This window comes from Paraclostridium sp. AKS73, assembly GCF_025671395.1.
Lineage (GTDB): Bacteria > Bacillota > Clostridia > Peptostreptococcales > Peptostreptococcaceae > Paraclostridium > Paraclostridium benzoelyticum.
Genome location: NZ_JAIXHU010000021.1, coordinates 1 through 24,530 on the forward strand (window position 1 = coordinate 1; position 24,530 = coordinate 24,530).

22 protein-coding genes and 3 pseudogenes are annotated in these 24,530 nt (G+C 28.1%); 19 read left to right on the top strand and 6 right to left on the bottom strand.

Features of this window, described 5'->3' with window-relative positions:
• The first annotated feature begins 47 nt into the window (after positions 1–47).
• The 3 genes from LEQ07_RS11955 (at position 48) to LEQ07_RS11965 (ending at position 1,561) form a co-directional block, all read left to right on the top strand.
• Positions 48–362, top strand: a complete 315-nt coding sequence (locus tag LEQ07_RS11955; RefSeq protein ID WP_263330820.1) for a DeoR family transcriptional regulator — start codon at positions 48–50, stop codon at positions 360–362.
• Positions 338–766 carry a DeoR/GlpR family DNA-binding transcription regulator gene (locus tag LEQ07_RS11960; protein WP_263330821.1) on the top strand — a complete coding sequence of 143 codons (429 nt, stop codon included), beginning with the start codon at positions 338–340 and terminating at the stop codon, positions 764–766. Before LEQ07_RS11955 ends, LEQ07_RS11960 begins: the two co-directional genes overlap by 25 nt.
• Positions 767–946: 180 nt before the next feature.
• A complete protein-coding gene (locus LEQ07_RS11965; protein ID WP_263330822.1) occupies positions 947–1,561 on the top strand; it encodes a DUF488 domain-containing protein in 615 nt (204 codons plus the stop codon).
• A gap of 72 nt (positions 1,562–1,633) precedes the next feature.
• Here the strand turns inward: LEQ07_RS11965 and LEQ07_RS11970 are convergent, their stop codons facing one another.
• From LEQ07_RS11970 to LEQ07_RS21520, 3 genes are read right to left on the bottom strand one after another with little or no spacing between them, the layout of a single operon-like run.
• Positions 1,634–2,608 (bottom strand): L-threonine 3-dehydrogenase, encoded by a 975-nt coding sequence (locus tag LEQ07_RS11970; RefSeq protein ID WP_263330823.1) that lies wholly within the window; start codon positions 2,606–2,608, stop codon positions 1,634–1,636.
• Positions 2,609–2,637: 29 nt separating this feature from the next.
• Complete coding sequence (locus tag LEQ07_RS11975) at positions 2,638–3,618, bottom strand: aminotransferase class I/II-fold pyridoxal phosphate-dependent enzyme (RefSeq protein ID WP_332843152.1); 981 nt, start codon at positions 3,616–3,618, stop codon at positions 2,638–2,640.
• Positions 3,573–3,848: a hypothetical protein gene (locus tag LEQ07_RS21520; RefSeq protein ID WP_332843144.1), complete on the bottom strand. Its 276-nt coding sequence runs from the start codon at positions 3,846–3,848 to the stop codon at positions 3,573–3,575. Before LEQ07_RS21520 ends, LEQ07_RS11975 begins: the two co-directional genes overlap by 46 nt.
• Positions 3,849–4,101: 253 nt before the next feature.
• Here LEQ07_RS21520 and LEQ07_RS11980 point away from each other — a divergent pair, with 253 nt between their 5' ends.
• Entirely contained in the window at positions 4,102–4,758 is a 657-nt protein-coding gene (locus LEQ07_RS11980; protein ID WP_046821998.1) for a YitT family protein, read from the top strand.
• Positions 4,759–4,774: 16 nt separating this feature from the next.
• Here the strand turns inward: LEQ07_RS11980 and LEQ07_RS11985 are convergent, their stop codons facing one another.
• Complete coding sequence (locus tag LEQ07_RS11985) at positions 4,775–5,425, bottom strand: superoxide dismutase (protein WP_263330824.1); 651 nt, start codon at positions 5,423–5,425, stop codon at positions 4,775–4,777.
• Between the two features lie 185 nt (positions 5,426–5,610).
• On the opposite strand from LEQ07_RS11985, the gene LEQ07_RS11990 reads away from it, so the two are divergent.
• The 5 genes from LEQ07_RS11990 to LEQ07_RS12010 all read left to right on the top strand — a co-directional run bounded on the left by LEQ07_RS11990 (position 5,611) and on the right by LEQ07_RS12010 (position 11,224).
• Entirely contained in the window at positions 5,611–7,095 is a 1,485-nt protein-coding gene (locus tag LEQ07_RS11990; RefSeq protein WP_263330825.1) for a phytoene desaturase family protein, read from the top strand.
• A gap of 909 nt (positions 7,096–8,004) precedes the next feature.
• Positions 8,005–8,655, top strand: coding sequence for an efflux RND transporter periplasmic adaptor subunit (locus LEQ07_RS11995; RefSeq protein WP_263330826.1), 651 nt, complete (start codon positions 8,005–8,007; stop codon positions 8,653–8,655).
• Positions 8,648–9,328, top strand: coding sequence for an ABC transporter ATP-binding protein (locus LEQ07_RS12000; protein ID WP_046822317.1), 681 nt, complete (start codon positions 8,648–8,650; stop codon positions 9,326–9,328). Before LEQ07_RS11995 ends, LEQ07_RS12000 begins: the two co-directional genes overlap by 8 nt.
• A gap of 2 nt (positions 9,329–9,330) precedes the next feature.
• Positions 9,331–10,569 (top strand): ABC transporter permease, encoded by a 1,239-nt coding sequence (locus LEQ07_RS12005; RefSeq protein ID WP_263330827.1) that lies wholly within the window; start codon positions 9,331–9,333, stop codon positions 10,567–10,569.
• Between the two features lie 28 nt (positions 10,570–10,597).
• Positions 10,598–11,224, top strand: a complete 627-nt coding sequence (locus tag LEQ07_RS12010) for a YIP1 family protein (RefSeq protein ID WP_046822319.1) — start codon at positions 10,598–10,600, stop codon at positions 11,222–11,224.
• 47 nt (positions 11,225–11,271) lie between these two features.
• On the opposite strand, the gene LEQ07_RS12015 is transcribed toward LEQ07_RS12010, so the two are convergent.
• Positions 11,272–11,997 carry a tRNA 2-thiocytidine biosynthesis TtcA family protein gene (locus LEQ07_RS12015; RefSeq protein ID WP_263330828.1) on the bottom strand — a complete coding sequence of 242 codons (726 nt, stop codon included), beginning with the start codon at positions 11,995–11,997 and terminating at the stop codon, positions 11,272–11,274.
• A gap of 312 nt (positions 11,998–12,309) precedes the next feature.
• Between LEQ07_RS12015 and LEQ07_RS12020 the strand changes: the two genes are divergently transcribed.
• A complete protein-coding gene (locus tag LEQ07_RS12020; protein ID WP_263330829.1) occupies positions 12,310–13,314 on the top strand; it encodes a carbohydrate kinase family protein in 1,005 nt (334 codons plus the stop codon).
• Here the strand turns inward: LEQ07_RS12020 and LEQ07_RS12025 are convergent.
• Complete coding sequence (locus tag LEQ07_RS12025; RefSeq protein WP_263330830.1) at positions 13,311–14,540, bottom strand: aminopeptidase; 1,230 nt, start codon at positions 14,538–14,540, stop codon at positions 13,311–13,313. The two genes, LEQ07_RS12020 and LEQ07_RS12025, sit on opposite strands and share 4 nt — an antisense overlap.
• 312 nt (positions 14,541–14,852) lie before the next feature.
• On the opposite strand from LEQ07_RS12025, the pseudogene LEQ07_RS12030 reads away from it, so the two are divergent.
• The 9 genes and pseudogenes from LEQ07_RS12030 (at position 14,853) to LEQ07_RS12070 (ending at position 24,511) form a co-directional block, all read left to right on the top strand.
• Positions 14,853–15,514 (top strand): annotated as a pseudogene (locus tag LEQ07_RS12030) (nitroreductase family protein).
• A complete protein-coding gene (locus LEQ07_RS12035) occupies positions 15,511–15,645 on the top strand; it encodes a hypothetical protein (RefSeq protein WP_263330832.1) in 135 nt (44 codons plus the stop codon). The pseudogene LEQ07_RS12030 and the gene LEQ07_RS12035 overlap by 4 nt, the downstream one beginning before the upstream one ends.
• Positions 15,646–16,095: 450 nt before the next feature.
• A complete protein-coding gene (locus tag LEQ07_RS12040; RefSeq protein ID WP_263330833.1) occupies positions 16,096–16,518 on the top strand; it encodes a hypothetical protein in 423 nt (140 codons plus the stop codon).
• Between the two features lie 217 nt (positions 16,519–16,735).
• Positions 16,736–16,989, top strand: a pseudogene (locus LEQ07_RS12045) (GHKL domain-containing protein).
• Positions 16,990–17,001: 12 nt separating this feature from the next.
• Positions 17,002–17,727: a LytR/AlgR family response regulator transcription factor gene (locus tag LEQ07_RS12050; RefSeq protein ID WP_263330835.1), complete on the top strand. Its 726-nt coding sequence runs from the start codon at positions 17,002–17,004 to the stop codon at positions 17,725–17,727.
• A gap of 394 nt (positions 17,728–18,121) precedes the next feature.
• Entirely contained in the window at positions 18,122–18,838 is a 717-nt protein-coding gene (pyrF, locus tag LEQ07_RS12055) for an orotidine-5'-phosphate decarboxylase (RefSeq protein WP_046822740.1), read from the top strand.
• 13 nt (positions 18,839–18,851) lie between these two features.
• Positions 18,852–19,898, top strand: a complete 1,047-nt coding sequence (carA, locus tag LEQ07_RS12060) for a glutamine-hydrolyzing carbamoyl-phosphate synthase small subunit (RefSeq protein ID WP_021428028.1) — start codon at positions 18,852–18,854, stop codon at positions 19,896–19,898.
• A gap of 39 nt (positions 19,899–19,937) precedes the next feature.
• A pseudogene (gene carB, locus LEQ07_RS12065) lies at positions 19,938–23,143 on the top strand (carbamoyl-phosphate synthase large subunit).
• A gap of 171 nt (positions 23,144–23,314) precedes the next feature.
• On the top strand, positions 23,315–24,511 hold the full coding sequence (locus tag LEQ07_RS12070; protein ID WP_263330837.1) for a phospholipase C: 1,197 nt from the start codon (positions 23,315–23,317) through the stop codon (positions 24,509–24,511).
• The last annotated feature ends 19 nt before the right edge of the window (positions 24,512–24,530 follow it).

Here is a 24,530-nt window from a genome sequence, read left to right on the forward strand (position 1 = left end):
TAAATAATATAAAATAATAATAAGTAAAATAAAGAGGTGAAAACATTTTGTTTCTAGAGGAAAGATATGAAAATATTGTAAATATAATAAAAAAGAATGGAAGAGTAAAGGTAAAAGAACTATCTAAATTATTTGAAGTTACAGAAGATTGCATAAGAAAAGATTTAAAAGAATTAGAATCTAGAGGATATTTAATAAGAGTATATGGAGGGGCAATTGCTCAAAAAAATCACATAGACATCAAAAATATTGATGAAAGAAAAAATATAAATACTCAAGAGAAAAAATTAATTGCATTAAAGGCAATTGATTTAATAGAAAATAAAGATATAGTTTTTTGGATGTTTCAACAATTAACTTAGAAATTGCAAAAGAGTTAAACAATACTAATAAAACAATTACTGTTGTAACAAACATGATAGAAATTGTGCTAGAACTAAGAATGAATAATAATATAAAAGTTATTTGTATTGGAGGAGAATTCAATAAAGAAATAGGAGCTATAGTAGGAGCGGCAGCAGATAGATATATTAGAAAATTTGCATATGATAAAGCTTTTATAGGATTAGGTGGAATTAATAAAGAAACTGGGTATGTAAGTACAATATATTTAGAAGATGGAGATACAAAGAAAACAATAATAGAATGTTCAACGAAGATATATTTAGTTATGGAAAAAGAGAAATTTAATTATGATGAGTTTTATAAATTTGCAACTTTAGAAGAGATAACAGCTATAATAACAGAAGATAGAATTATAGATTAATTAAAGGGGTATTAAATTTGATAAGTATAAAAATTGATGATATCTTAAAAAATAAGTGTGCATCAGTATCTATTGGGAACATAGAAGTAATTTACTAAAAAATTATGCGAGTGCAGATGTATTAAGTGATAATATATTTAAATAGTATTTTATTAGATTATGCCTAAGGAGGATGAAGTTATGGAAATTTTTGCGATTGGGCATTCAAACTATCCTTATGTAAAATTTATTGAGATGATTAAAAAGTATAATATTAACTGTATTGTTGATATAAGAGAAACACCATATTCTAAATATAATGTGCAGTACAACAAAGAATATTTTAGAGAAATTTTAAAAAAGGATGGATATACATATATTTATATGGGTGAAGAGTTTGGCGCTAAAAGAGGTAGCAAAGAATCATATAATAATGAAGGATATGCAGATTTTGATGAGGTTATAAAAGAGGATGTATTTTTAAAAGGAGTAAAACGAATCAAAAACGGAATAGAAATGGGATATAGAATAGTTTTATTAGGGGCAATGCAAGAGCCTATAAGATGTCATAGAAGCATTATGGTAGGTAGATTTTTAAAAAATGAAGGTATAGAAGTTAAATATATATTACATGAAGAAACTTTAGCTACTCAAGATGATATAGAGGAATCTTTGCTTAATAAGTATTTTGAAGATAGAAATCAAATTAGCATAGATAGCTTAATAGGAAAAGGACAAAGTAAGCAAGATATGATAGAGAAAGCTTATAAGTTAGCTAATAAGGAGATTGGATATAGAACAGAAAATATTAAGTAAATAAAATATAAGCTGCCTAAACATATGTAGTATTGATTATAAAAACTTAGAGGCAGCTTATTTAATTATATTTTAAGCGTTATTAACACTTTCTTTAGCTATACCTTTTTCACTTAGTTTTTGTAGCATATCTATAGTCATTTTTCTTAAATCATATTCAAACTTGAATCCCCATTCATTAACAGCACAAGACGGATCTATGGAATTAGGCCAAGATTCAGCTATAGATTGACGAACTGGATCAACATTGTAGCTAAATTCAAATTTAGGCATATTCTTTTTAATCTCAGCTGCTATCTCTTCAGGAGAGAAGTTCATAGCTGTTATATTGAATGCATTTCTATGAATCAATTTGGAACTATCAGCTTCAAGTAGATCAATGACAGCTTGAAGAGCATCGGGCATATACATCATATCCATTTTCGTACCCTCAGCTATAAATGATTCATATTTCATATTTTTTAAAGCTTCGTAGTATATATCAACTGCGTAATCAGTTGTTCCACCACCAGGAGGAGTTACATATGATATAAGCCCAGGGAATCTTACACTTCTTGTGTCTACTCCAAATTTATGGAAGTAATAATCAGATAACAATTCTCCTGAAACCTTAGTTACTCCATACATAGTATTTGGTCTTTGTATAGTATCTTGAGGAGTTAAATCTTTTGGAGAATTAGGTCCAAATGCTGCTATAGAACTAGGAGCGAATAGTGTAGCATTAGTCTCTTTAGAAACTTCTAAAGCATTTACCAAACCACCCATATTTAACTTCCATGCAAATTGAGGTTTTTGTTCTCCTACTGCAGATAATAAAGATGCTAGATGTATTATAGTGTCTGCATTGTGTTTCTTCGCTAGTTTTCCCATAGCTTCAATATCCATAACATCTAAAGTTTCAAATAAACCATTATTTACAACTGTACTTTCTTCTATTGAGCGGACATCAGTAGCTAAAACATTGCTTACCCCGTAATCCTTTCGAAGTTTTGATGTTAACTCAGAACCTATTTGACCAAGAGCTCCAGTAATAAGAATTTTTTTCATATAATTACCCCCCTACAAAATTAAAAAATTTATTTAATAACTCCTAATTCTTTTCCTACCTTTTCATAAATACTTAAAGCATAATCTAACATTTCTTTTGTATGAGCAGCTGTTGGCATATTTCGAACCCTTCCTGTACCTTTAGGAACAGTAGGGAATATTATTGATTTAGCATAAACACCTTCTTCTAGTAGTCTTTTACTAAATAATTGAGTTTTGGCTTCATCTCCGATAATACATGGAGTTATAGGTGTTTGACTATTTCCTATATTAAATCCTAAAGATTTTAATCCAGATTTAAGGTAGTTTCCGTTTTCCCAAACTTTTTGAACTAAAGTATCATCATTCATAAGTATATTTATAGATTCGGTACAAGCAGCAGCAGCACCAGGAGTAAGCGATGTTGAGAATAGGAATGGTCTTCCTCTAACTTTTAGCCAATCTATTAAATCTTTAGATCCTGCAACATATCCACCCACAACACCTATAGCTTTAGATAGTGTACCTATTTGGAAATCAACTTTATCTGATAGACCAAAGTGTTTGCAAGTTCCAGCTCCTTTTCCTGTAACTCCAGAACCGTGAGCATCGTCAACATAAGTAATTAAGTCAAACTCTTCAGCTATTTCAACTATTTCAGGAAGCTTAGCTATATCTCCATCCATAGAAAAAACTCCATCAGTTATAACCATTATTTTTTTATATAATCCACTTTCTTGAGCTTGCTTGGCTTTTTCTCTCAAATCATTCATATCTGAATGTTTGAATCTTATTATTTTGGAACCAGAAAGTTTGCATCCATCTATTATTGATGCATGATTAAGTTCATCTGATAAAATTGCATCATTTTTATCCATGACAGCTTGAATAGCTCCCATATTGCAATTAAATCCTGATTGGAAAGCTATAGCTGATTCTGTACCCTTGAATTTAGCTATAGTATTTTCTAAAATATCATGGATTTCTAACGTACCATTATTGTTCTTACTGCACCAGCACCAGCTCCATATTTTTCTGTAGCCTTGATAGTAGCATTTATCAAATTTTTATTTGTAGCTAGTCCAAGATAATTGTTGGATGAAAGGTTAATTAGATTGTTTCCATTTATTTGAATGATAGGACCATTAGAACTTTGAAGAGAATCGATTTTGTTATATAGACCCTTAGATTTTAAATCGTTAAGATTTTTATTAAGAAAAGTAGATAGTGCCTTACTTTTTGAACTTATATCTAAATTCATAATTTATCCCCCTAATATAAATTTGTACTAATATAATTTTAAGTTTCAATATTAAAGGTTGTAAATGATAATCGAAAATCAAATTTTCTAAAAAATAACAAAAATAAACAGCATGTATTATAAATGGAATTTTTTTATTAAATATAAAAAAAATATACAAAAATGCCAAGACTTTTACTACCAAAAACATTAAAAGTTTGATATTCTAATAGTTGCGTTTAAAAAACATTGACAACGAAGGAAGGTCTTGAATATGAAAAAATCAGATTGTATTAAAGGATTACAAGAATATATTGTTGTAACGATAGGAGTAATTTTAGTTGCTATTGGAATACAGTACTTTTTTGCACCTAATGATATAGCTGGAGGAGGACTTAGTGGTTTAGCTCTTATAATAAATCATTATTTGCCTAGTTTATCTATGGGGATTATAATATTTATAGGCAATTTAATACTATTTTCAATAGCATTTATTTTAATAGGTGGAGATTTTGGATTAAAAACAATATATGCAAGTTTTATGTTGTCTGTAGTAATAGATTTTATGGATAAAATTTTAAACTCAACAGCTTTAACTACAAACTTACTAGCGGCTGTAATAGTAGGGACATTAGTAACAGCTATAGGTCTAGCCATGGTTTTTGCAACGAACGCATCTACTGGAGGTACAGACATTTTAGCTAAGATATTAAATAAATATACTACATTTAATATAGGGATATCACTTTTAATAGTGGATTTATTTGTTGCTATAATGGGAGGATTCACTTTTGGACTTAAAAAAGGAATATATTCTATGTTAGTTATAGTTTTAAATGGATTATTGATAGATAGAGTAATAGAAAAAATAGAGAAAAAGAAAAATATTAAAGAACAAGAGAATGAAGAAAAATTAGAAGAAGTAGCATAGTTAATGCTACTTCTTTTTATTTAGATAAATAGTTTTTATTTGCTTGTTCCCAATTAACTACATTCCACCAATTTTCTATATACTTATTACGTTCATTTTTGTATTTAAGATAATATGAATGCTCCCAAAGATCTATAGCAATTATAGGTTTTACTCCTGATAAAATAGGGGAATCTTGATTTGAAGTAGACATTATAGCTAACTCACCTTCATCATTAGAAACCAACCAAGTCCATCCTGATCCAAAGGTACTTAATGCTGACTTATTAAATTCTTCTTTGAAAGATTTAAAAGAACCAAAATCTTTTTCGATAGATTTTAATAGTTCATCTTTAGGCTGGCCACCTTTGTTAGGACTCATTATATTCCAAAAAAAGTTATGATTGTAAACTCCACCAGCGTTATTAATTATACTTTGCTTTACATCGCGGGGAAGTATAGTTGGATTAGATAAAAGCTGTTCTAAGTTTTTAGATTCAATTTCTGGATGAGTGGAAAGTATTTTGTTTAAATTATCTACATATGCTTTATGATGTTTATCATGATGTAAGACCATAGTTTCCTTATCTATATAAGGTTCAAGAGCATCATAGGCATAAGGTAATGGTTCGAGTTTGAATTCTTTATTATCAGGAATAGTTGCATATGAATTAATACATAAGAACATAAAAAAGCTAACAAAGAAAAATTAAAAAATTTTGATTTAATAAAAATCACCTCCTAATTGGTATTATGCTCATTACAAAAAAATAAATTTAAAGTTTCCTGGGAAATATAAATTTATATGTTAATGAATAATTATAAAGTTGAAATTAATGGAAATAATATTTAATTAAGGAAGGAGGGAAAAATATGAAGGAAGTTATAGTGGTTGGAGCAGGAATAGGAGGATTAACAACTGCAATAAGATTATTGAAAAATAATTATAAAGTTACTGTTTTAGAAAAAGAAAGTACATTGGGAGGAAAGATAAATCAAATTAAAAATAGAGGTGATAAATTTGATTTAACAGCTAGTATACTTATGACACCTCAAAATTATATAGAAATATTTAATTATGTTAATAAAGATTATTCAAAGTATATAGACTTAGTAAAGCTAGATACTATGTACAAAGTTTTTTATGAAGATAATAATAATTATGAGTTTTACAGTGATATTTCCAAAACTATAAAATTTTTAGAGGGTATAAATGTTAACCTAGGAATAGATTATTTAAATTACATATCAAATTCATATAGAAAATATATTTTATCAAATGAAAAATTTTTAAATAAACCTATGGAAAATTTAAAAGAAATTTTAAATTTTGAAGCTATAAAGACTGCAATTAAATTAAATCCAATGGAAAGTTCGTATAAGTATACATCTAGATATATAAAAGATAATAAAATAAGAGAATTTTTACTGTTTCAATGTATGTATATAGGGATAGACCCCTATGAAAATTCTAATTTATATACTTTAATACCTGCAATATCCCAAATATATGGACTTTGGTATATTAAGGGTGGTATGTATTCTTATATAAAGTCTTTAGAAAAGTTAGTTATAGAAATGGGTGGGAAAATATATAAAAATACAGTAGTAGATGAGATTATAATAGATGATGGTATAGTAAAAGGTGCAAATACTAGTGAAGGAAAATATTTATCTGATATTGTAGTATGTAATGCAGATTTTCCGTATGCAATGAAAAATTTAATAAAGTCAGATGTTAATAAAGATAAATATACTGATAAAAAAATTGATAAGCTTAAGCTCTCATGTTCCACGTTAATCATATATTTAGGATTAAATAAAAATTATAAAAACTTGAAAGTTAATAATATATATATTGGAGATGATTTTAAAGAAAATATACAAGCTCCATTTAAAGGGAATTTACCTAATAATCCTTCTTTTTATATGTATTGTCCTAGCAAAATAGATCATAGTGTATGTGGAGATTCCAAGGAGATTCTAAATATAATGGTTAGAGTTCCTAATTTAGAATATGAAAATATTGAATGGAATGAAAAATTAGTGAAAAATTTTAGAGATAAGGTTATACAATCGATAACTAAGATTAAGGGTATGGAAGATATAGAAAAAAATATTATTTACGAAAACTATTTAACGCCAAAGAATATGGAAAAAAATTTTAATGCATATAAAGGCTGTGCTTTTGGAATAGCTCATAATATTAGTCAAATAGGTTTTTTAAGACCGCATATAAAATCAAAAAGTGTTAAAAATTTATATTTTATAGGATCGTCAACACATCCAGGAAATGGAGCTTCTGTAATAATAAAAGGAAGTAAATTAATTGTAGATGAGATAATAAAAAATAGTTAGCTATTATAATAGCTAACTATTTTTTATTAAATTTTAAAATTAGAAATTATAATATTTCTAATTTTATAACTTCGTATGAGATAATCGCTGAATTCAATTAAGATAAAATTTTTCTTAAGATACTCACTTATTATCTCACTTTTTAACGATAGTATTTTTGCTAAAAGTAAGATTAAAAATCTACATAAAAAAAGTAATTTCAATTTAATGGTATTGCTAATTAAAAAAATTAGCATATAAGTGGCACTGCTATTTAAGAACGTTAAATAATATACCTTAGAAATTAGAATTACTTTACATGAATGCTAACATAAAAGTATATACAAAAGTAGAAAGTGGACTAACATTACGTTTTAGTGGAGTGAAATAACAAAAACATACATTTTACTCCACTAAAACCATATTTTAGTCCATTTTTATTTTTATACAAAGTATATATGATAGTATGAAATTTAAAGATTTATGTAGATTTAGCAAATGGGGATTTAAATTGTAAAGTTAATAGTAGGAGGGAAAAATGAAAAAAAGCACATAGCTATAGGGTTAGCGGTAGTAGTTATTTGGGGAGGAGCCATAGGGTTTTTAGCTTATAAAAGCAAAGATAAAAAAGTTAAGGAAGAACAAGCCATTAAAAGGTATATAATTCCTGAAAATAAAAAAACTTTTTCAGTGGAGTTGTAGAACCGTCAAAATCTAAAATTTTCTATAAAGACATAAGTAAGGGTTCAGATTATGAAATAAACAAGAAAAATGGTGAAATTGTAAGTAAAGGAAGTTTGCTTATAACATATAAAAATGAAGAAATAGCAAATCAAATATCAGATTTAGAAGATCAAATATCAGATTTGAAAAAGAAAAAATAAAATTAGTGACCCTAAAAATAATGAAATTCAAAATAATACAGATGTCATGAATCCAAATGTAGGGGCCTCTATAGAAGATCAGATAAAGAGCAATAAAAAACAAATAGAGAAACTTAAGAAAAAATATACACATGAATATGCTCCGTTTGCAGGAAAAGTTAGTGTTCCAAATAAAGCATCAGAGGGTGAGAATCAAGTTTTATTAAAATTAAGAAGTAATGATTTATATGTAAAAGCACAAGTATCAGAGAGAGATTTAGAAAAAACAAAATTAAACCAAGATGTAGATATACTAGTATTAGCAAATGACAAAAATGTAAAAGGCGAAATATTTGATATTTCCTACGATCCAGAAGAGCAAGTTATTCCAACAGATGGAGTAACATCAACATCTCAAGTCGCTAATTATCCAGTGACAATAAGCTTAGATTCAAAAGAAAATGTAGTAAATGGCTATCATGTTCAAGTTAAATTAAAAGATACTGAAAAATTAATAGAGATACCTAGTACAGCTGTTAAGACAGAGGGAAGTAAAAAATACGTTTATTTAATAAAAGATAATAAACTTGTTAAGCAAGATATAAAAACAAAAGGAGAAAAAGGAAAGTCAACAATAGTATCATCAGGCTTAAAAGAAAAAGATGAGATTGTAGAAGTTATAAATAGTGAGATGAAAGAAGGTCAGGAAATTGAATAGCTTTATCGAACTTAACAATATACAAAAATACTATGGATTAGCAAAAAATAGGTTGCATGTTTTAAAGTCGTTAAGCCTGGAAATTAAGCATGGAGATTTTGTAATGATAATGGGTAAGTCAGGTAGTGGAAAGACAACTCTATTAAATATCTTAGGATTTTTAGATAAATTTGATGAAGGAGAATATGTTTTTGATGGGAAAAATGTTACAAATTTAACAGAGGTTGAAAGATCTCATTTTCGAAATAAGAATATAGGGTTTATATTTCAACAGTTTCATTTGATAAATAACTTAAATATTTGTCAAAATATAGAACTACCTCTTCTTTATGATAATAAATTAGGAAAGAAAGAGAGATTAAAAAGAGTTGAAAATAATTTAAAAATGGTTGGATTACTAGATAAAATAAAGCAGTTTCCAAATGAGTTGTCTGGAGGTCAGCAACAACGTATTTCTATTGCACGAGCTCTTATTAATGATCCTCAATTAATATTTGCTGATGAGCCTACGGGGGCATTGGATACTAATACAAGTAATGAAATTATGAACATATTAAGTTCACTAAATAAACAAGGAAAAACTATTGTTATGGTTACTCATGATCCAGACCTAAAAAAATATGCAACAAAAGTGGTGTACCTTAAAGACGGTGTTTTTATTGAGGAGGTATAAATATGAGTATAGAAAATTTAATCAAGAGTTCTCTGTTAAGCTTAAAAGCGAATAAGTTAAGGGTTTTTTTAACTATGATAGGAATTATTATAGGTATAAGTTCCGTTGTAGTTGTATTATCTATTGGAGATGGACTTAAGGCTCAAGTTTCTAAAACAACAGGAAAAGTAAATGCAAATAAGGTTACTGTAAGTTTTTATTCTGAAAATCCTGAAGCAGATTTATCCTCTGTTGAACCTTTTATAGAAAATGATATTTATGATTTAAAACATATAGATGGGGTTGAAAAGGTTGAAAAACCGAAGGAACAGGAAAGCTTTGGGTTTGGAGATGGATTATATGGAGAGGTTAATTTTTTAGATAGGCATACATCTATAGCAGCTACTGCATATGATGACGATAGTGAGAGTATGAGCTTAATTCCAGCTCAAAAATCAGATAAAGTTGAACATGGAAGATACTTTGAGAAAAGCGACATTAAAAATGATGTAATAGTATTAACATATCAAAATGCAAAAAAATTGTTTGATGATCCTAAGTTAGCTGTAGGAAAGGCTATAAATTTAAATGGAACAATGTTTGAAGTTATTGGAGTTCAAGAAAAAGCAGAGAGTTTATTTGCATCTAATGAAGACTTAATACAAAAAGCGTCTATCGATAGAATAAATGAATTACAAAATAAAAATAATGGAAATGAAATAACTTCTTTAGATGTTTTCATATCACCCGGGTATGATTTTGATGTTGTTTCAGAACAAGTTAAGGAAATGTTACAAGAAAATCATCCAGAAATACATGGAACATATGATGTTTTCAATCCAGGAAGTATAACGGAGGCATTTACTAAGATAATTTCGAGTATAACTATGTTTATTACCCTTATAACAGCTATATCACTATTTGTTGGAGGAATAGGTGTAATGAATATAATGTATGTTTCGGTTACGGAAAGAAAAAGAGAGATAGGAATAAGAAGAGCAATAGGAGCTACTCCGAATTCTATAATGTTACAGTTTTTATTTGAAGCTATGTTTGTAACTTTAATAGGGGGGCTATTAGGAATTTTAATAGGATTTGTTTTATCACAAATTGCAGGTATGTTCATGCCATTTAAGCCTGTGGTTACTATAAAAACATTTATAGGAGCTTCAGCTACATCTGTAATAGTCGGTATTATATTTGGAATAATACCTGCATACAAAGCATCTAGACTAGATCCTATAAAGGCTATATATAATTAAAAATTAAAAATTAAAAAGGAGAATATATATGAGAGATTTTAAAACGTTAGTACTACAACCAAAAGAATATTTTAAAGATTTTACAAGGGAAGAATATGAAAGTAAAGAGCCTATAAAATTAAGATACTGGTTTATAGCTCTTATAGCTGTCAGTATTTTAAGTGGGGTAGTAATAAATTTAATGATGCCTGATTTATTAGGTGACTTAGGTCTTGAAGGCATGGGAAAAACAGGGTTTATTGCATTTCAATGGGCATCATATATTGTAGGTCCATTAATATCTGCTTTGATATGTGTTAATATATTATATTTTGTAAGTAAAGCATTTATGGGATTTGTTGAAAATGAAGAAATAAAAGATAAGAAATACTTTAAAAGCTTGTTGTATTTTAGATTTATAGTATTTTCTATAGTTTTAGCCATTGTATCTTTAATAACAACAGTAGCTGTAAGTGATATACAAGCACAAACAATAGCTAGTCAGTTAAATAATATACTTATAAAATTATGGGCTACATACTTCTTATATGGAGTGTTTAAATATTATTTACAAACTAAAAAATTACATAAAATACTTCCAATAACATTATATATTTTAACATTAATATTTGCAGTAATATCTATAGTAAATACTATGCTGGCTACTTCTATCTAAAATATTAAAAATAAAAAGCTACTCATTTTGAGTAGCTTTTTTGATTCCTATATATTTTTTATTTTATCTTTATCCCATATAAACAACTGATCTGAGTTATTTAGAGAGTTGAATAAATTTCTTTTAACATTAGGAATATCTAAGTTAAGTTTTTGTATTAGTTCTTTAATATTTTGCCTATTTGTGTGACCATCAGCTGGGCATGGATTTTTAATTACAGGATAATTGAAATCCTTCGTTGCCTTTTTAGTCATATATTCTTCAATATAAACCATAGGTCTTATTATAGTTAAATCTTGTCTATCTAAATAAGTTTTTGGGGAAAAACAGCTAACTCTTCCTTCGAAGAACATAGACATTAAAAAAGTTTCAACAACGTCATCTTTATGATGGCCTAAAGCAACTTTAGTACATCCAAGTTTTTTTGCTGTATCATTTAACGCACCGCGTCTTAAGTTTGCACATAAAGAACATGGATTTTTTTCTTTTCTTATATCAAATATAATTTCTTTTATATTTGTTTGAACCTCGTGAAATTCAACTCTTAAATTTGAACATGAATCATATAAAGGGGAGTTATCAACACCACCTGGGTTTAATGTTATAGCTATAAGTTCGAATTTTTGAGGTGAGAATTTTTTATAATTATTTAAAATATGAAGAAGAGTTAAACTATCTTTACCCCCAGATAATCCAACTGCAATTTTATCTCCATCTTGTATCATATCAAAATCATTTATAGCTTGCCTTGCTTTACTTAATAACTTTTTCATAATATGGATGCCTCCTAAAAGCAAAATAGTACTTAAGCATTTATTATATCAAACTAGAATTTTTATAACAATTGTAATAATTTGCATTAAATAAAAAGTATTTTTTTAGTAACAAAACTAGATAATAAAATATATAAGATAACTAATAAAATTGAAAAATAAATAAACTAAGAAAACGATATTAATATATTTTATTTGAAAAAATTTTAGAAAATATTGCAAAGGTCAAAATATGTGCTTTTTTGTCTAGAAAAGGCATATATTTTTATGTTAAAATATGAAAGTGATTCTTATGGGAGGTCGAAGATAAAAATGGCAAATAATAAACAACCATACGCTTTAGTTTTTGGAGTATCAATATTTGATATAATCGGATTTACAAATGATAATTATAGATGTAACGACTCAAATCCAGGAAGAGTTAAAACTTCTTTTGGTGGAGTATGTAGAAACATAGCAGAAAATATGGCTAGAGTAGGAATAAATACAAAGTTCATATCAATATTAGGTGATGATGAAACAGGAAGAAGAATGATGGAACATTCTAAAGTCATGAACTATGATATGGAAGACTCTTTAATAATTAAAGGTGGAAGCACACCTACATACATGGCTGTTTTAAATCATGAAGGAGAACTTGAATCAGCAGTAGTTGATATGAAAGTAACTGATATGTTTACAACAGATTTTATAGATTCAAAATCAGAAATAATAAAAAATGCTGAATATATGTTTTTAGATTCGGATAAACCTGAAATTGTTGAATATATATTAAAAACTTTTGAAGGACAAACTAAATTTATTTTAGATCCTGTGTCTGCCTGTAAAGCTAAGCATATAAAACATTTAATAAAATATTTCCATACAATAAAACCTAATAGATATGAAGCAGAAATAATGTGCGGGTTTGAAATAAAATCAGAAGATGATTTAAGAAAAGCTGGTAAACACTTTATAGACTTAGGAATAGAAAATGTATTTATAAGTTTAGATGAAGATGGTATATATTATAATAACGGAACTGAAGAAGGAACTATAAAGGCAAACAATGTTCCTGTTGCAAATGTTACAGGAGCTGGAGATTCATTTGTAGCTGGGTTAGGATATGGTTACATGAGAAACGTAAGTTTAAAAGATACAGTTAAATATGCAGTAGCTATGTCTGTTTTAACTATAGCTCATGAAGATACTATACACCCAGAAATGAGCGATGATGTTGTTTTAGAACATATAGAGAATCTTAATTGGACGGAAAAATATACTAGAATTATAAAAGGACTATCTAAAATAGATAGCCCTTTTTTTATGTATTATTAGAATGCCCAGTTTCCATCTGTGAATATTTGAACTTTTTCACCGTTAGCTTTTTCACCAACTATGTTCATATCAGCAGAACCTATCATGAAATCAACATGAGTTATACTGAAGTTTATACCATGTTTATCTAAATCTTCTTGTGGTATGTTAACTCCGTTTTCAACACAGCTCTTATAAGCTGTACCTATAGCGAAGTGACAAGAAGCATTTTCATCATATAAAGTATTATAGAATACTATGTTTGTATCTGATATAGGAGATTTAAATGGAACTAAAGCAACTTCTCCAAGGTAGTGAGAACCTTCATCTGTATCTATTAATTTAGCTAAAGTATCATATCCTTCTTCAGCAGTAAAGTCTACTATTTTTCCATCTTTGAATGTTAATGTAAAGTTGTTTATAACATTTCCACCGTAAACAAGAGGTTTAGTACTTGCAACTACACCATTAACACCAAATTTATGAGGTAAAGTAAATACTTCTTCTGTTGGTATATTTGGGTTGAAGTTTACTCCATTTGGATCCTTTGAAGCTCCACTTGCCCATATATGGCCTTCAGGCAACTCCATAGTTATGTCTGTTTTACCAGATTTAAAGTATAAAGTTTTAAATTTGCTATCATTTAAGAAGCTCATTCTAACTTTTAAGTTTTTATTGTGTTGATTCCAAGCTTCTATTGGATCTTCTTGGTCAACTCTTGTGCAATGGAATATTGCTTCCCACATTTTATCTATAGCTTCCTCTTCAGAAACTCCTGGGAATACTTTTTTAGACCATTTTGCTGTAGGAACAGAAACTATACTCCATTTTGATTTATCAGATAAAGTATAAGATCTCCATTCTTGTAAAGCTTCAGCAGATGCTTTTTGGAAGTTTGCAACTTTTTGAGGGTCTACATCTTTTAATAAATCTGGATCTTGAGCATAAACAGTTAAGAACGCTCCACCTTCTTTAGCTATTTTTACGTATTGATCAGAAACCCAAGTTGGGAACTCGTTGAAAGTTTCATCGGGTGCATTTAAATACTTTATAAGAGTACATTCTTCATCTGACCATTCTATATGTACATCCTTAGCTCCTAGGTCATAAGCTTTTTTTACAACTTTTCTTACAAATGGAGCACACTCAAGAGGAGATCTAACTAATAACGTTTGTCCAGGTTGTATATTAACTCCTACCTTAACAGATAGCTCAGCATATTTTTCTAAATTTTTTTCTAAATTCATAAAGGCACATCCTTTCAAAATAATTGTATTTAAAATAAGAATAAGTCTTTCTTAGCCTAAGTATAACATCATTTTGTTAATACATTTATAGTTTTTTTTCAATATTAAAAAGTTGTACTATTCTAAAATGAAAGACTATTCAAACTTATTATTTTAACAATATTATTTAAATACCTATAAATTAATTTGAAAACGGATTGATTTTTTAAAAAGTAAATAATGTAACTATTTTGAGAACAATGAAAGATAGTATAAAACTATATATTTTGATATAATAATATTTATTATATTTGTAGATAGGAGGAATTAGATTTGCAGTTATATGATGCTATTTTTTATAGAAAATCTATAAAAAAATACTCTACAAAAAGATTAAGCATAAATATGTTTGAAGAAGTTCGAAATTTATGTGAAGACATGGATAGTTTAAATAAAGAAATAAAGATTAAGGCACATCCCATTTTAAAAGGGGATAGTTTGAAATTTATAATAAAGAAGAGACATAGACTAGTTGCTCCTCACTATATAGTTTTAACAGTTCAACTTCCTGAAGTAGAAGAGACAGAAGACGGGAAAGATAAAAAGATAGCTCCAATAAAATATTTAGATAGCGTAGGATTTGCTGGAGAAGAGTTAATTTTAAAATTAACAGAAATGGGATTAGCAACAAGTTGGATAGACGATAATTTTAATAAAGAGTCTATATTAGACTTTGTACATTTAGAAGAGAATGAAAAACCAGTAATATTAATAGCTTTAGGGTTTCCAGATGGAAATGAATTGTTTAGAAAAGAAAATGAAAATATAGATAGAAAACCAATAAAAAAATTGCTAAAAATGTAGATGAAAAATGGACTAATATAATTGAATGTGTAAGAATAGCGCCATCATACAAAAACTCGCAACCATGGAGATTTTATCAAAATAATGGATCTCTTGATATATATATGAAAAAGATTCAGATGAAAATATGAATCAAATTAACATGGGGATAGCTTTAAAGCATTTTGAAATTGGATGTAAATATCATAATATAGATTTTGAATATGTAAAATTAGATGTTAAAGACAAAATAAGAAAAGAATATTATATAAGTGTCGTATAATTAAGGAGTAACTCTATTTTTATATAGGGTTACTCTTTAATTTTGTAGAATTTAATAGAAAGGTATATGGGGATATGTTTCATTTTTATATGCTTTTGACCAGTATAGGGGTATATTTAAGTTTCATAAATCTTTATGATTTTAAGAGAAATAAAATAAAATTAATTTTTTATTTCATTATTTTATATATAGGATTGTCTGTAACAGCCAGATATTTTAAAAATTTCACCATTATATGGATTAAATATTATAAATGCTATTGTAGTTTATAAAATTACGAAAAAAACATTGTTAACTATAGCAATACCTCTTATGTCGACAGTTCTATATATAACTGTTAATGTCTTTTGTTATAACATGCTTGCCTTTTTAACAGGGGTAAATATATATAAGTTAGAAAACTATATTTACCTGATTTGTTATTATACTATTACATATATAATAATTGTAATGGTTTCTAAATTTTTAAATAATACATTTATAAATAATATAGAAGAATTTAGTATATTAGATAGATTTAAACTTCAAGTATTAATTATATTAACGAGTATATTATCTATTTGCATATACTTTGAAACAAATAGCCAAACGAATGTAGTTTGTGCACTGGGATTAGAAATGGACAGAAATGGAGTATTGCCATTTATGTATTTTATAACTTTTTTATGTACTATATTTCTTATTATGTTAATAAATAATCAAAAAAGGATTAAAGAAATAGATGAGTATAATAAAAAGTTAGAATATGCAACTAATGAAATGAAAAAATTTAGGCATGATTATAAAAATATAATGTTATCTATGTGTGGACATATAGAATCTAATGATTTAGATGGGTTGAAAAGTTTTTTTATTCGCATATTGAATGCTTAAGTAAGGAATTAGATTTATTTAATTTAACGTGGTCATCAATAGGTAATATAGAGTGTATAGAAGTTAAAGGGGTAGTAGCTTCTAAGTTAATACAAGCTGAAAAAACAAAATAAAAACAAACTTACATATTCCACATGTCATATCAGAAGTTAATTTTAATATATTGGATTTATGTAGGATATTAGGGATCCTTTTAGATAATAGTATAGAGGCTTGTTTGGAGTCTCAAAACCCATCTCTGAATATTTTAATTTTAGAAAAACAAATCTTACATCTATAATTATTTCAAATACATATAAGCAAAAGGTTGAAGATATATCGTTATTATTTGAAAAAGGATTTTCATCAAAGGGAGAAGAAAGAGGAATGGGTTTAAGCAATCTAAAAGATATATTAAAAAATTATGATAATGCATTTTTTAATATAAAAATTGAAGATGAGTTTATTCAACAGTTAGATATATATAAATAAGGAGGAGTTAGGATGAGGATATTTATATGTGAGGATGATAAAGAGCAAAGGCGTAAGCTAGAAGAGTCTATATTATCTATTTTAGAAATTGAAGATATAGGTGGAGAAATAACATTATCTACTGATTCGTCACAAGAAATTTTAAGTCATATATCAGAGTTTAAGGATAGAGGAATATATTTCTTAGATATTAATATTGGTGGAGATGTGAATGGAATTCAACTAGCTAAACAAATAAATGAAATAGATACAAAAGCTATTATAGTTATAATTACATCACATAAAGATATGAGTCATCTTACTTTTAAATATCATATAGGGGCTATAGATTATATAGTTAAAGAAAATTTTGAAGAAGTAAGTAAAAGAGTCAAGGAATGTATATTAGTTGCAAATGAAAAGATAAAGAATGAATTAGAAGAAGATTGTTTTTTTATTGATAAAGTAGATAAAATAGAAAAAGTTAAATATAATGATATTTTATATTTTGAAACGTGTAAAAAAAGATTTATAGCTCTTAGAACAGAAAATAGTTATATAGAATTTAGTGGTACTTTAAAAGAGCTAGAATCTCAGTTAGATAATAGATTTATCAGATGTCATAAATCTTATATAATAAATAAATTAAAAGTTAAAAGTATAGATAAAAAACAGAGAATTATCACTATGGAAGGTGGTAATAAATGCTACGTATCTTTATTACTGTTGAAAAAAACTATAGATAGTATTTTAGTTTAGCTTACTATGTAAAGGTTTTAAAAATAGTTGACATGACTATAAATAAATGTAATAATTATAAAAAAGAGAAAGCTTTAAATTATCCCGAGAGGATATTAAGCGAGTTTGATAAAAATGAAAATAAAACTTCCTTGAAAGTAGTCCAGAGAGGCTAGTAAGGTTATATATGAAGATATGTTTAATTTGTGTACATATAACCTCTAACTGGATTAGTTAGAGGTTTTTTTATTTATAATGTAAAAATCAAATAATAAAGTCTTTTAAACTAGTCCAGAGAGGCTGGGAAAGATATCATCATAACAAAAAATCGTTATGAAATATTGAATCCTTACACCTCTATAGGTGTAAGGATTTTCTGATATTAGGGGCTTTATATAAAAAAGGAGAGAGTAAAATGATAAATGGAAAAGACAAGCTGATTGTAGCTATAGATACTAACGACTTTGATAAAGCTAAGGAATTAATAGATAAGCTAGAAAATAGTGTTGATATATTTAAGGTTGGGTTAGAACAATATGTAGCAACAAGAGGGAAAACTGTAGATTATTTAAAAGAAAAAGGTAAAAAAATATTTTTAGATTTAAAGTTTCATGATATTCCAAATACAATGCAAAGTGCAGTAAGAGCAGCAGTAAGAGATAATGTTTGGTTAATGACAATCCATGTTTCTGATATGGAAGGTATGAGACAGTGTGCATTAGCTGCAAAAGAAGAAGCGGAAAAATTAGGAATAGAAAAACCAATAATAGTAGGAGTTACAGTATTAACTTCTTTAAGCGATAGAGATTTACAAGATATAGGATGCAATATGACAACTCAAGAATTAGCAATAAAAAGAGCTAAACTAGCTAAAGAAGCTGGTATAGATGGAATAGTTTGTTCTGCTCAAGAGGTTGATAGAATAGTAGACTCTTGTGGAAGTGAGTTTGTTACAGTATGTCCAGGAATAAGACCTAAGACCGCTGATGATGGAGATCAAAAAAGAGTTGTTACACCAAAAGATGCTATAAATAAAGGAGCTCACTATTTAGTTGTTGGGAGACCTATAACTAAGGCAGAAAATCCAAGTGAAGCTGCTGAAAAAATAATAAATGAAATAGAAAATGCTTAAAGGGAGGTAAGTTATGAAAGCTAGATTAATATTAGAAGATGGAACTATATTTGAAGGTAAAGCTTTTGGATATTTAAAGGATAGTGTAGGAGAGGTAGTCTTTAACACTTCAATGACAGGATATGGAGAAGTTTTAACAGACCCATCATACTATGGTCAAATAGTAACAATGACTTACCCACTAATAGGAAACTATGGAATAAATTTAGAGGATGTAGAATCATCAGGAGTTCATGTGAAGGGGTTTATAGTAAGAGAAAAGTCAGATAATCCAAATAACTTTAGATGTGAAATGGATATAGACACTTATTTGAAACAAAATAAAATTATAGGACTTGAAGGAATAGATACAAGAGCATTAACTAAGATTTTAAGAAATAATGGAACTATGAGAGGAATAATAACTTTAGAAAACTTTACATTAGAAGATGTTGTTTCTAAAATAGGAAAATTCTCAAATACAGAAGCTGTTAAAACAGTTACTAGAAAAGAGAAAGAATATATAAAAGGAAATGGACCTAAAGTAGCAGTTATGGACTTTGGGGTTAAACAGAATATACTAAGATCATTTAAAGCAAGAGGATGCGATTTAGTTGTATTCCCAGCAACAACAAGTGCTGATGAAATACTTAAGGAAAATCCCGATTTAATATTCTTATCTAATGGACCTGGAGATCCAGAAGATTTAGAAGATGTTATAAAAAATATAAAAGAATTAATAGGTAAAAAACCTATAGCAGGTATATGCTTAGGACATCAATTACTAGCTTTAACACTTGGAGGTCAAACAGGAAAACTTAAGTTTGGACATAGAGGTGGAAATCATCCAGTTAAAGATTTAGAAGACCAGAAAGTATATATAACATCTCAAAATCATGGATATTATGTATCTAGAATGCCAGAAAACATGGAAGTAACACATATAAATTTAAATGATAATACTGTTGAAGGTATGAGACATAAAGAATTACCAATATACAGTGTTCAGTACCACCCAGAGGCTTGTCCAGGGCCAAAAGACAATGATTATATATTTGATAAGTTTTTAGCACTAATATAAGCGATTGTTTAAATTAACTTAGATAAGGAGAAATAAATTATGCCTAAAATAGATAATATAAAAAAGACATTAGTACTAGGTTCAGGACCGATAATAATAGGACAAGCAGCTGAGTTTGACTATTCAGGAACACAAGCTTGCCAAGCTTTAAAAGAAGAGGGAATAGAAGTTGTTTTAATAAATAGTAACCCAGCTACAATAATGACTGATGAAGAAGTAGCGGATAAGATATACATAGAACCATTAACAATAGAATTTATAGAAAAAATAATAGAAAAAGAAAGACCAGATAGTATATTAGCAGGAATGGGAGGTCAAACAGGACTTAACTTAGCTGTTGAACTTCATGATGCAGGAATACTTGATAAATATAATGTAAGAGTTTTAGGAACTTCTATAGATTCTATAAAAAAAGGTGAAGACAGAGATTTATTTAGAGAAGTAATGAAAGAAATAAATCAACCAGTAGTTATTAGTGATATAGTAACTAACTTAGATGATGGGTTATCATTTGCAGATAAAATAGGATATCCGGTTGTAGTAAGACCTGCATACACTCTAGGTGGAACTGGAGGAGGTATAGCTGATAACGAGGAAGAGCTAACAGAAATACTTTCACAAGGATTACAGTTAAGTCCAGTAAGCCAAGTACTACTTGAAAAAAGTATAAAAGGTTGGAAAGAAATAGAGTATGAAGTAATGAGAGACTCTAATGGTAACTGTATAACAGTATGTAATATGGAAAATATAGATCCAGTTGGAGTTCATACAGGAGACAGTATAGTAGTAGCACCGAGTCAAACTTTAAGTGACAAAGAATATCAAATGCTTAGAAAAGCATCAATAGATATAATAAATGCTATAGAAGTTCAAGGTGGATGTAATGTTCAAATAGCTTTAAATCCTCACAGTTTAGAGTATGCAATAATAGAAATAAACCCAAGAGTAAGTAGATCTTCTGCACTTGCATCAAAGGCTACAGGGTATCCAATAGCTAAGGTTGCAGCTAAAATTGCATTAGGATATACATTGGATGAAATACAAAATGCTGTTACTAAAAAGACTTATGCATGTTTTGAACCTACACTAGATTATGTAGTTGTAAAAATACCTAAATGGCCATTCGATAAATTTAAACAAGCTAACAGAAAGTTAGGAACAAAGATGATGGCTACAGGAGAAATAATGAGTATAGGAAGTAATTTTGAAGCAGCTATACTTAAAGGAATAAGATCTCTTGAAATAGGAAAATACTCATTAGTTCATAAGGCATCTGAAGATAGAAGCATAGAAGAATTAAAATCAAGAGTAGTAGTTCCTGATGATGAAAGGCTATTCGATTTAGCTGAAATGATAAGAAGAGGCTATAAGATAGAAATGATAGAACAAATCACTGGGGTTGATAAGTGGTTTATAAATAAATTTAAGTGGATAGTAGAACAAGAAGAAAAGTTAAGAGGAATGCATATTGAAGATTTAAATAAAGAATATTTACTAGAGTTAAAGAAAAAAGGATTCTCAGATAAAGGAATAGCTGATTTAATGAAAATAAGTCCAGCTAAAGTTTATGAGTTAAGAAGTTTATACAATATAAACCCATCATATAAAATGGTTGATACTTGTGGAGGAGAATTCGATGCTTTATCTCCATATTACTACTCAACTTACGAACAATACGATGAGGTAGTAGTAAGTGATAAGAAAAAAGTAATAGTTTTAGGGTCTGGACCAATAAGAATAGGTCAAGGTATAGAATTTGATTATTGCTCAGTTCATTGTGTAAAATCTTTAAGAGCACAAGGAATAGAAACTATAATAGTAAATAACAATCCAGAAACAGTAAGTACAGACTTCGATACTTCTGATAAATTATACTTTGAACCACTAACAGAAGAAGAAGTTTTAAATATAATAGAAAAAGAAAATCCAGATGGAGTTATACTTCAATTTGGAGGACAGACAGCTATAAAATTAGCTAAATTCCTAGATGAAAAGAAAATAAAGATATTAGGAACTAGTTGCAAGGATATAGATGCAGCTGAAGATAGAGAGAAGTTTGATGAGTTATTAGAAAAACTAGATATAAATAGACCAAAAGGTAAAGCTATATGGTCAGTGAATGAAGGTATCGAAGAAGCTAAAAAGTTAGGATATCCAGTGCTTGTTAGACCTTCATATGTTCTAGGTGGTCAAGGAATGGAAATAACTTATGATGAAAACAAGTTAGCTCAATATTTAAAAGATGCATTTTTAAGAGATACTAAAAATCCTGTACTTATAGATAAATACTTAACTGGTAGAGAAATAGAAGTAGATGCTATATGTGATGGAGAAGAAATATTAATACCAGGTATAATGGAACATTTAGAGAGAGCTGGGGTTCACTCTGGAGATAGTATAACAATGTATCCGAGTCAAAATATAAGTGATGAAATAAAAGCAAAAATATTAGATTATACGAAAAAAATTGCGTTAGAGTTAAATGTATTAGGAATGGTTAATATCCAGTTTATAGAGTTCCATGGAGAACTGTATATAATAGAGGTTAATCCAAGAGCAAGTAGAACAGTTCCATATATAAGTAAGGTTAGTAAAGTGCCTATAGTAGATTTAGCTACGAAATGTATGTTAGGGGCTAAGTTAAAAGATTTAGGATATGGAACAGGAGTTTATAAAGAGCCTAAGTTAATATCTGTGAAAGTTCCAGTATTCTCAATGTCAAAGCTTGCTAAGGTAGATGTAAGCTTAGGGCCTGAAATGAAATCTACAGGAGAAGTTTTAGGAGTAGGAGAAACTTTAGAAGAAGCTTTATACAAAGGATTCTTAGGTGCTGGTAAAAAGATGTCTAATAAAAGAGGTGTTGTTCTAGCAACTATAAATAACTATGATAAAGATGAGTTTATAGAAATAGCTAAAGATATGAATGAGTTAGGATATACATTTGTAGCAACAGAAGGAACGGCTGAATCTTTAAGAGAAAATGGAATAGAAGCTACAATAGTAAATAGAGTAGAAGAAGCTAGACCTAACATATTAGATGTTATAAGAAACAAGCAAGTTGATATAGTAATAAATACACCTACTAAAGGAAATGACTCAACTAGAGATGGGTTCAAGATAAGAAGAACAGCTACGGAGTTTTCAACAGAAGTAATGACTTCGTTGGATACATTAAAAGCTTTAGTAGAAGTTAAGAAAAAGAAATAAATAGAGATGGATTAGCAGTTTACAATATAGCAGACTAAGAGATTATGGAGTTGTTTTTAGATAATTAAAACAACTCCATATTTTTTAAAAATTCTAATTTTACTCCCTTATATCGATATTTTAGTCCAAAAATATTGTTAAAAAATAAAAAATGATAATATTTGACATAAAAGAGATGTAACACAAGAGGATATTAGGGAGGTCAATACATGAAAGCTTTAAAAAAAGTATCGAATATACTGTGCGTATTAGGGTTATGTACTCTTATGGGTGGGACTTCTTATGCATGGGATGGTAAAAAAGATGGAACAGGTACACATTCATTAATAGCAGAACATGGGTTAAGTATGCTGAATAATGATTTAAGTGGAAATGAATCTCAGCAAGTTAAAGATAATATTAAAATATTAAATGAATACTTAGGGGATTTAAAGTTAGGGTCTACATATCCAGATTACGATCCTAATGCATATGATCTATATCAAGATCATTTCTATGATCCTGACACTGGAAACAACTTTACTATCGATAATAGTTGGTATGCATCATATCCTATATATGATACAGCAGAAACTCAAGTTAGAAAGTTTACTACATTAGCTAAAAATGAATGGGAAAAAGGGAACTTCAAAGAAGCTACATTCCTTTTAGGACAAGGATTACATTATCTAGGGGATTTAAATACTCCATATCATGCTTCAAATGTAACTGCAGTAGATAGTCCTGGGCATGTTAAATATGAAACATTTGTAGAAGAAAGAAAAGATAACTATGCTTTAAATACTTCAGGAAATGATACTACATCAGGTGTATATAAAGAAGCTATGGAAAATGCAAGTTTTAATAAATGGATGACACAAAACTCTATCAAATATGCTAAGATAGCTAAAGACTTATATTATAGTCATTCAACTATGAGTCATAGTTGGGATGATTGGGATTATTCTGGAAGAGAAGCTATAAAAAATTCTCAAGTATGTACTGCTGGATTTTTATATAGATTCATGAATGAAGTTTCTAATGAAAATACAGGAGATAATGATTCATTAACTAATGAATTCAATATAGTATTAAAGACTGCAGATAATAAATATGCAGGAACTGATGATAATGTATATTTCGGATTTGAAACAAATGAAGGTAAGAAATTTGAATGGAAATTAGATAATGCAGGAAATGACTTTGAAAGAAATCAAGTAGACAACTATATATTAAAAACAAAAGATGGAGAAGAAGTAGATATAAATAATATATCTAACTATTGGATAAGAAAAGAAAAATTAACATCTATAAGTGATGATTGGGAGTTAAGTAACTTAAAATTAATCGCAAATGGAAAAGTAATACAACAACAAGATGTAAATAAAGTATTTACAGGTAACGAAACTTACTATATAAATAAATAATAAAAAAAGCTGTTTAATA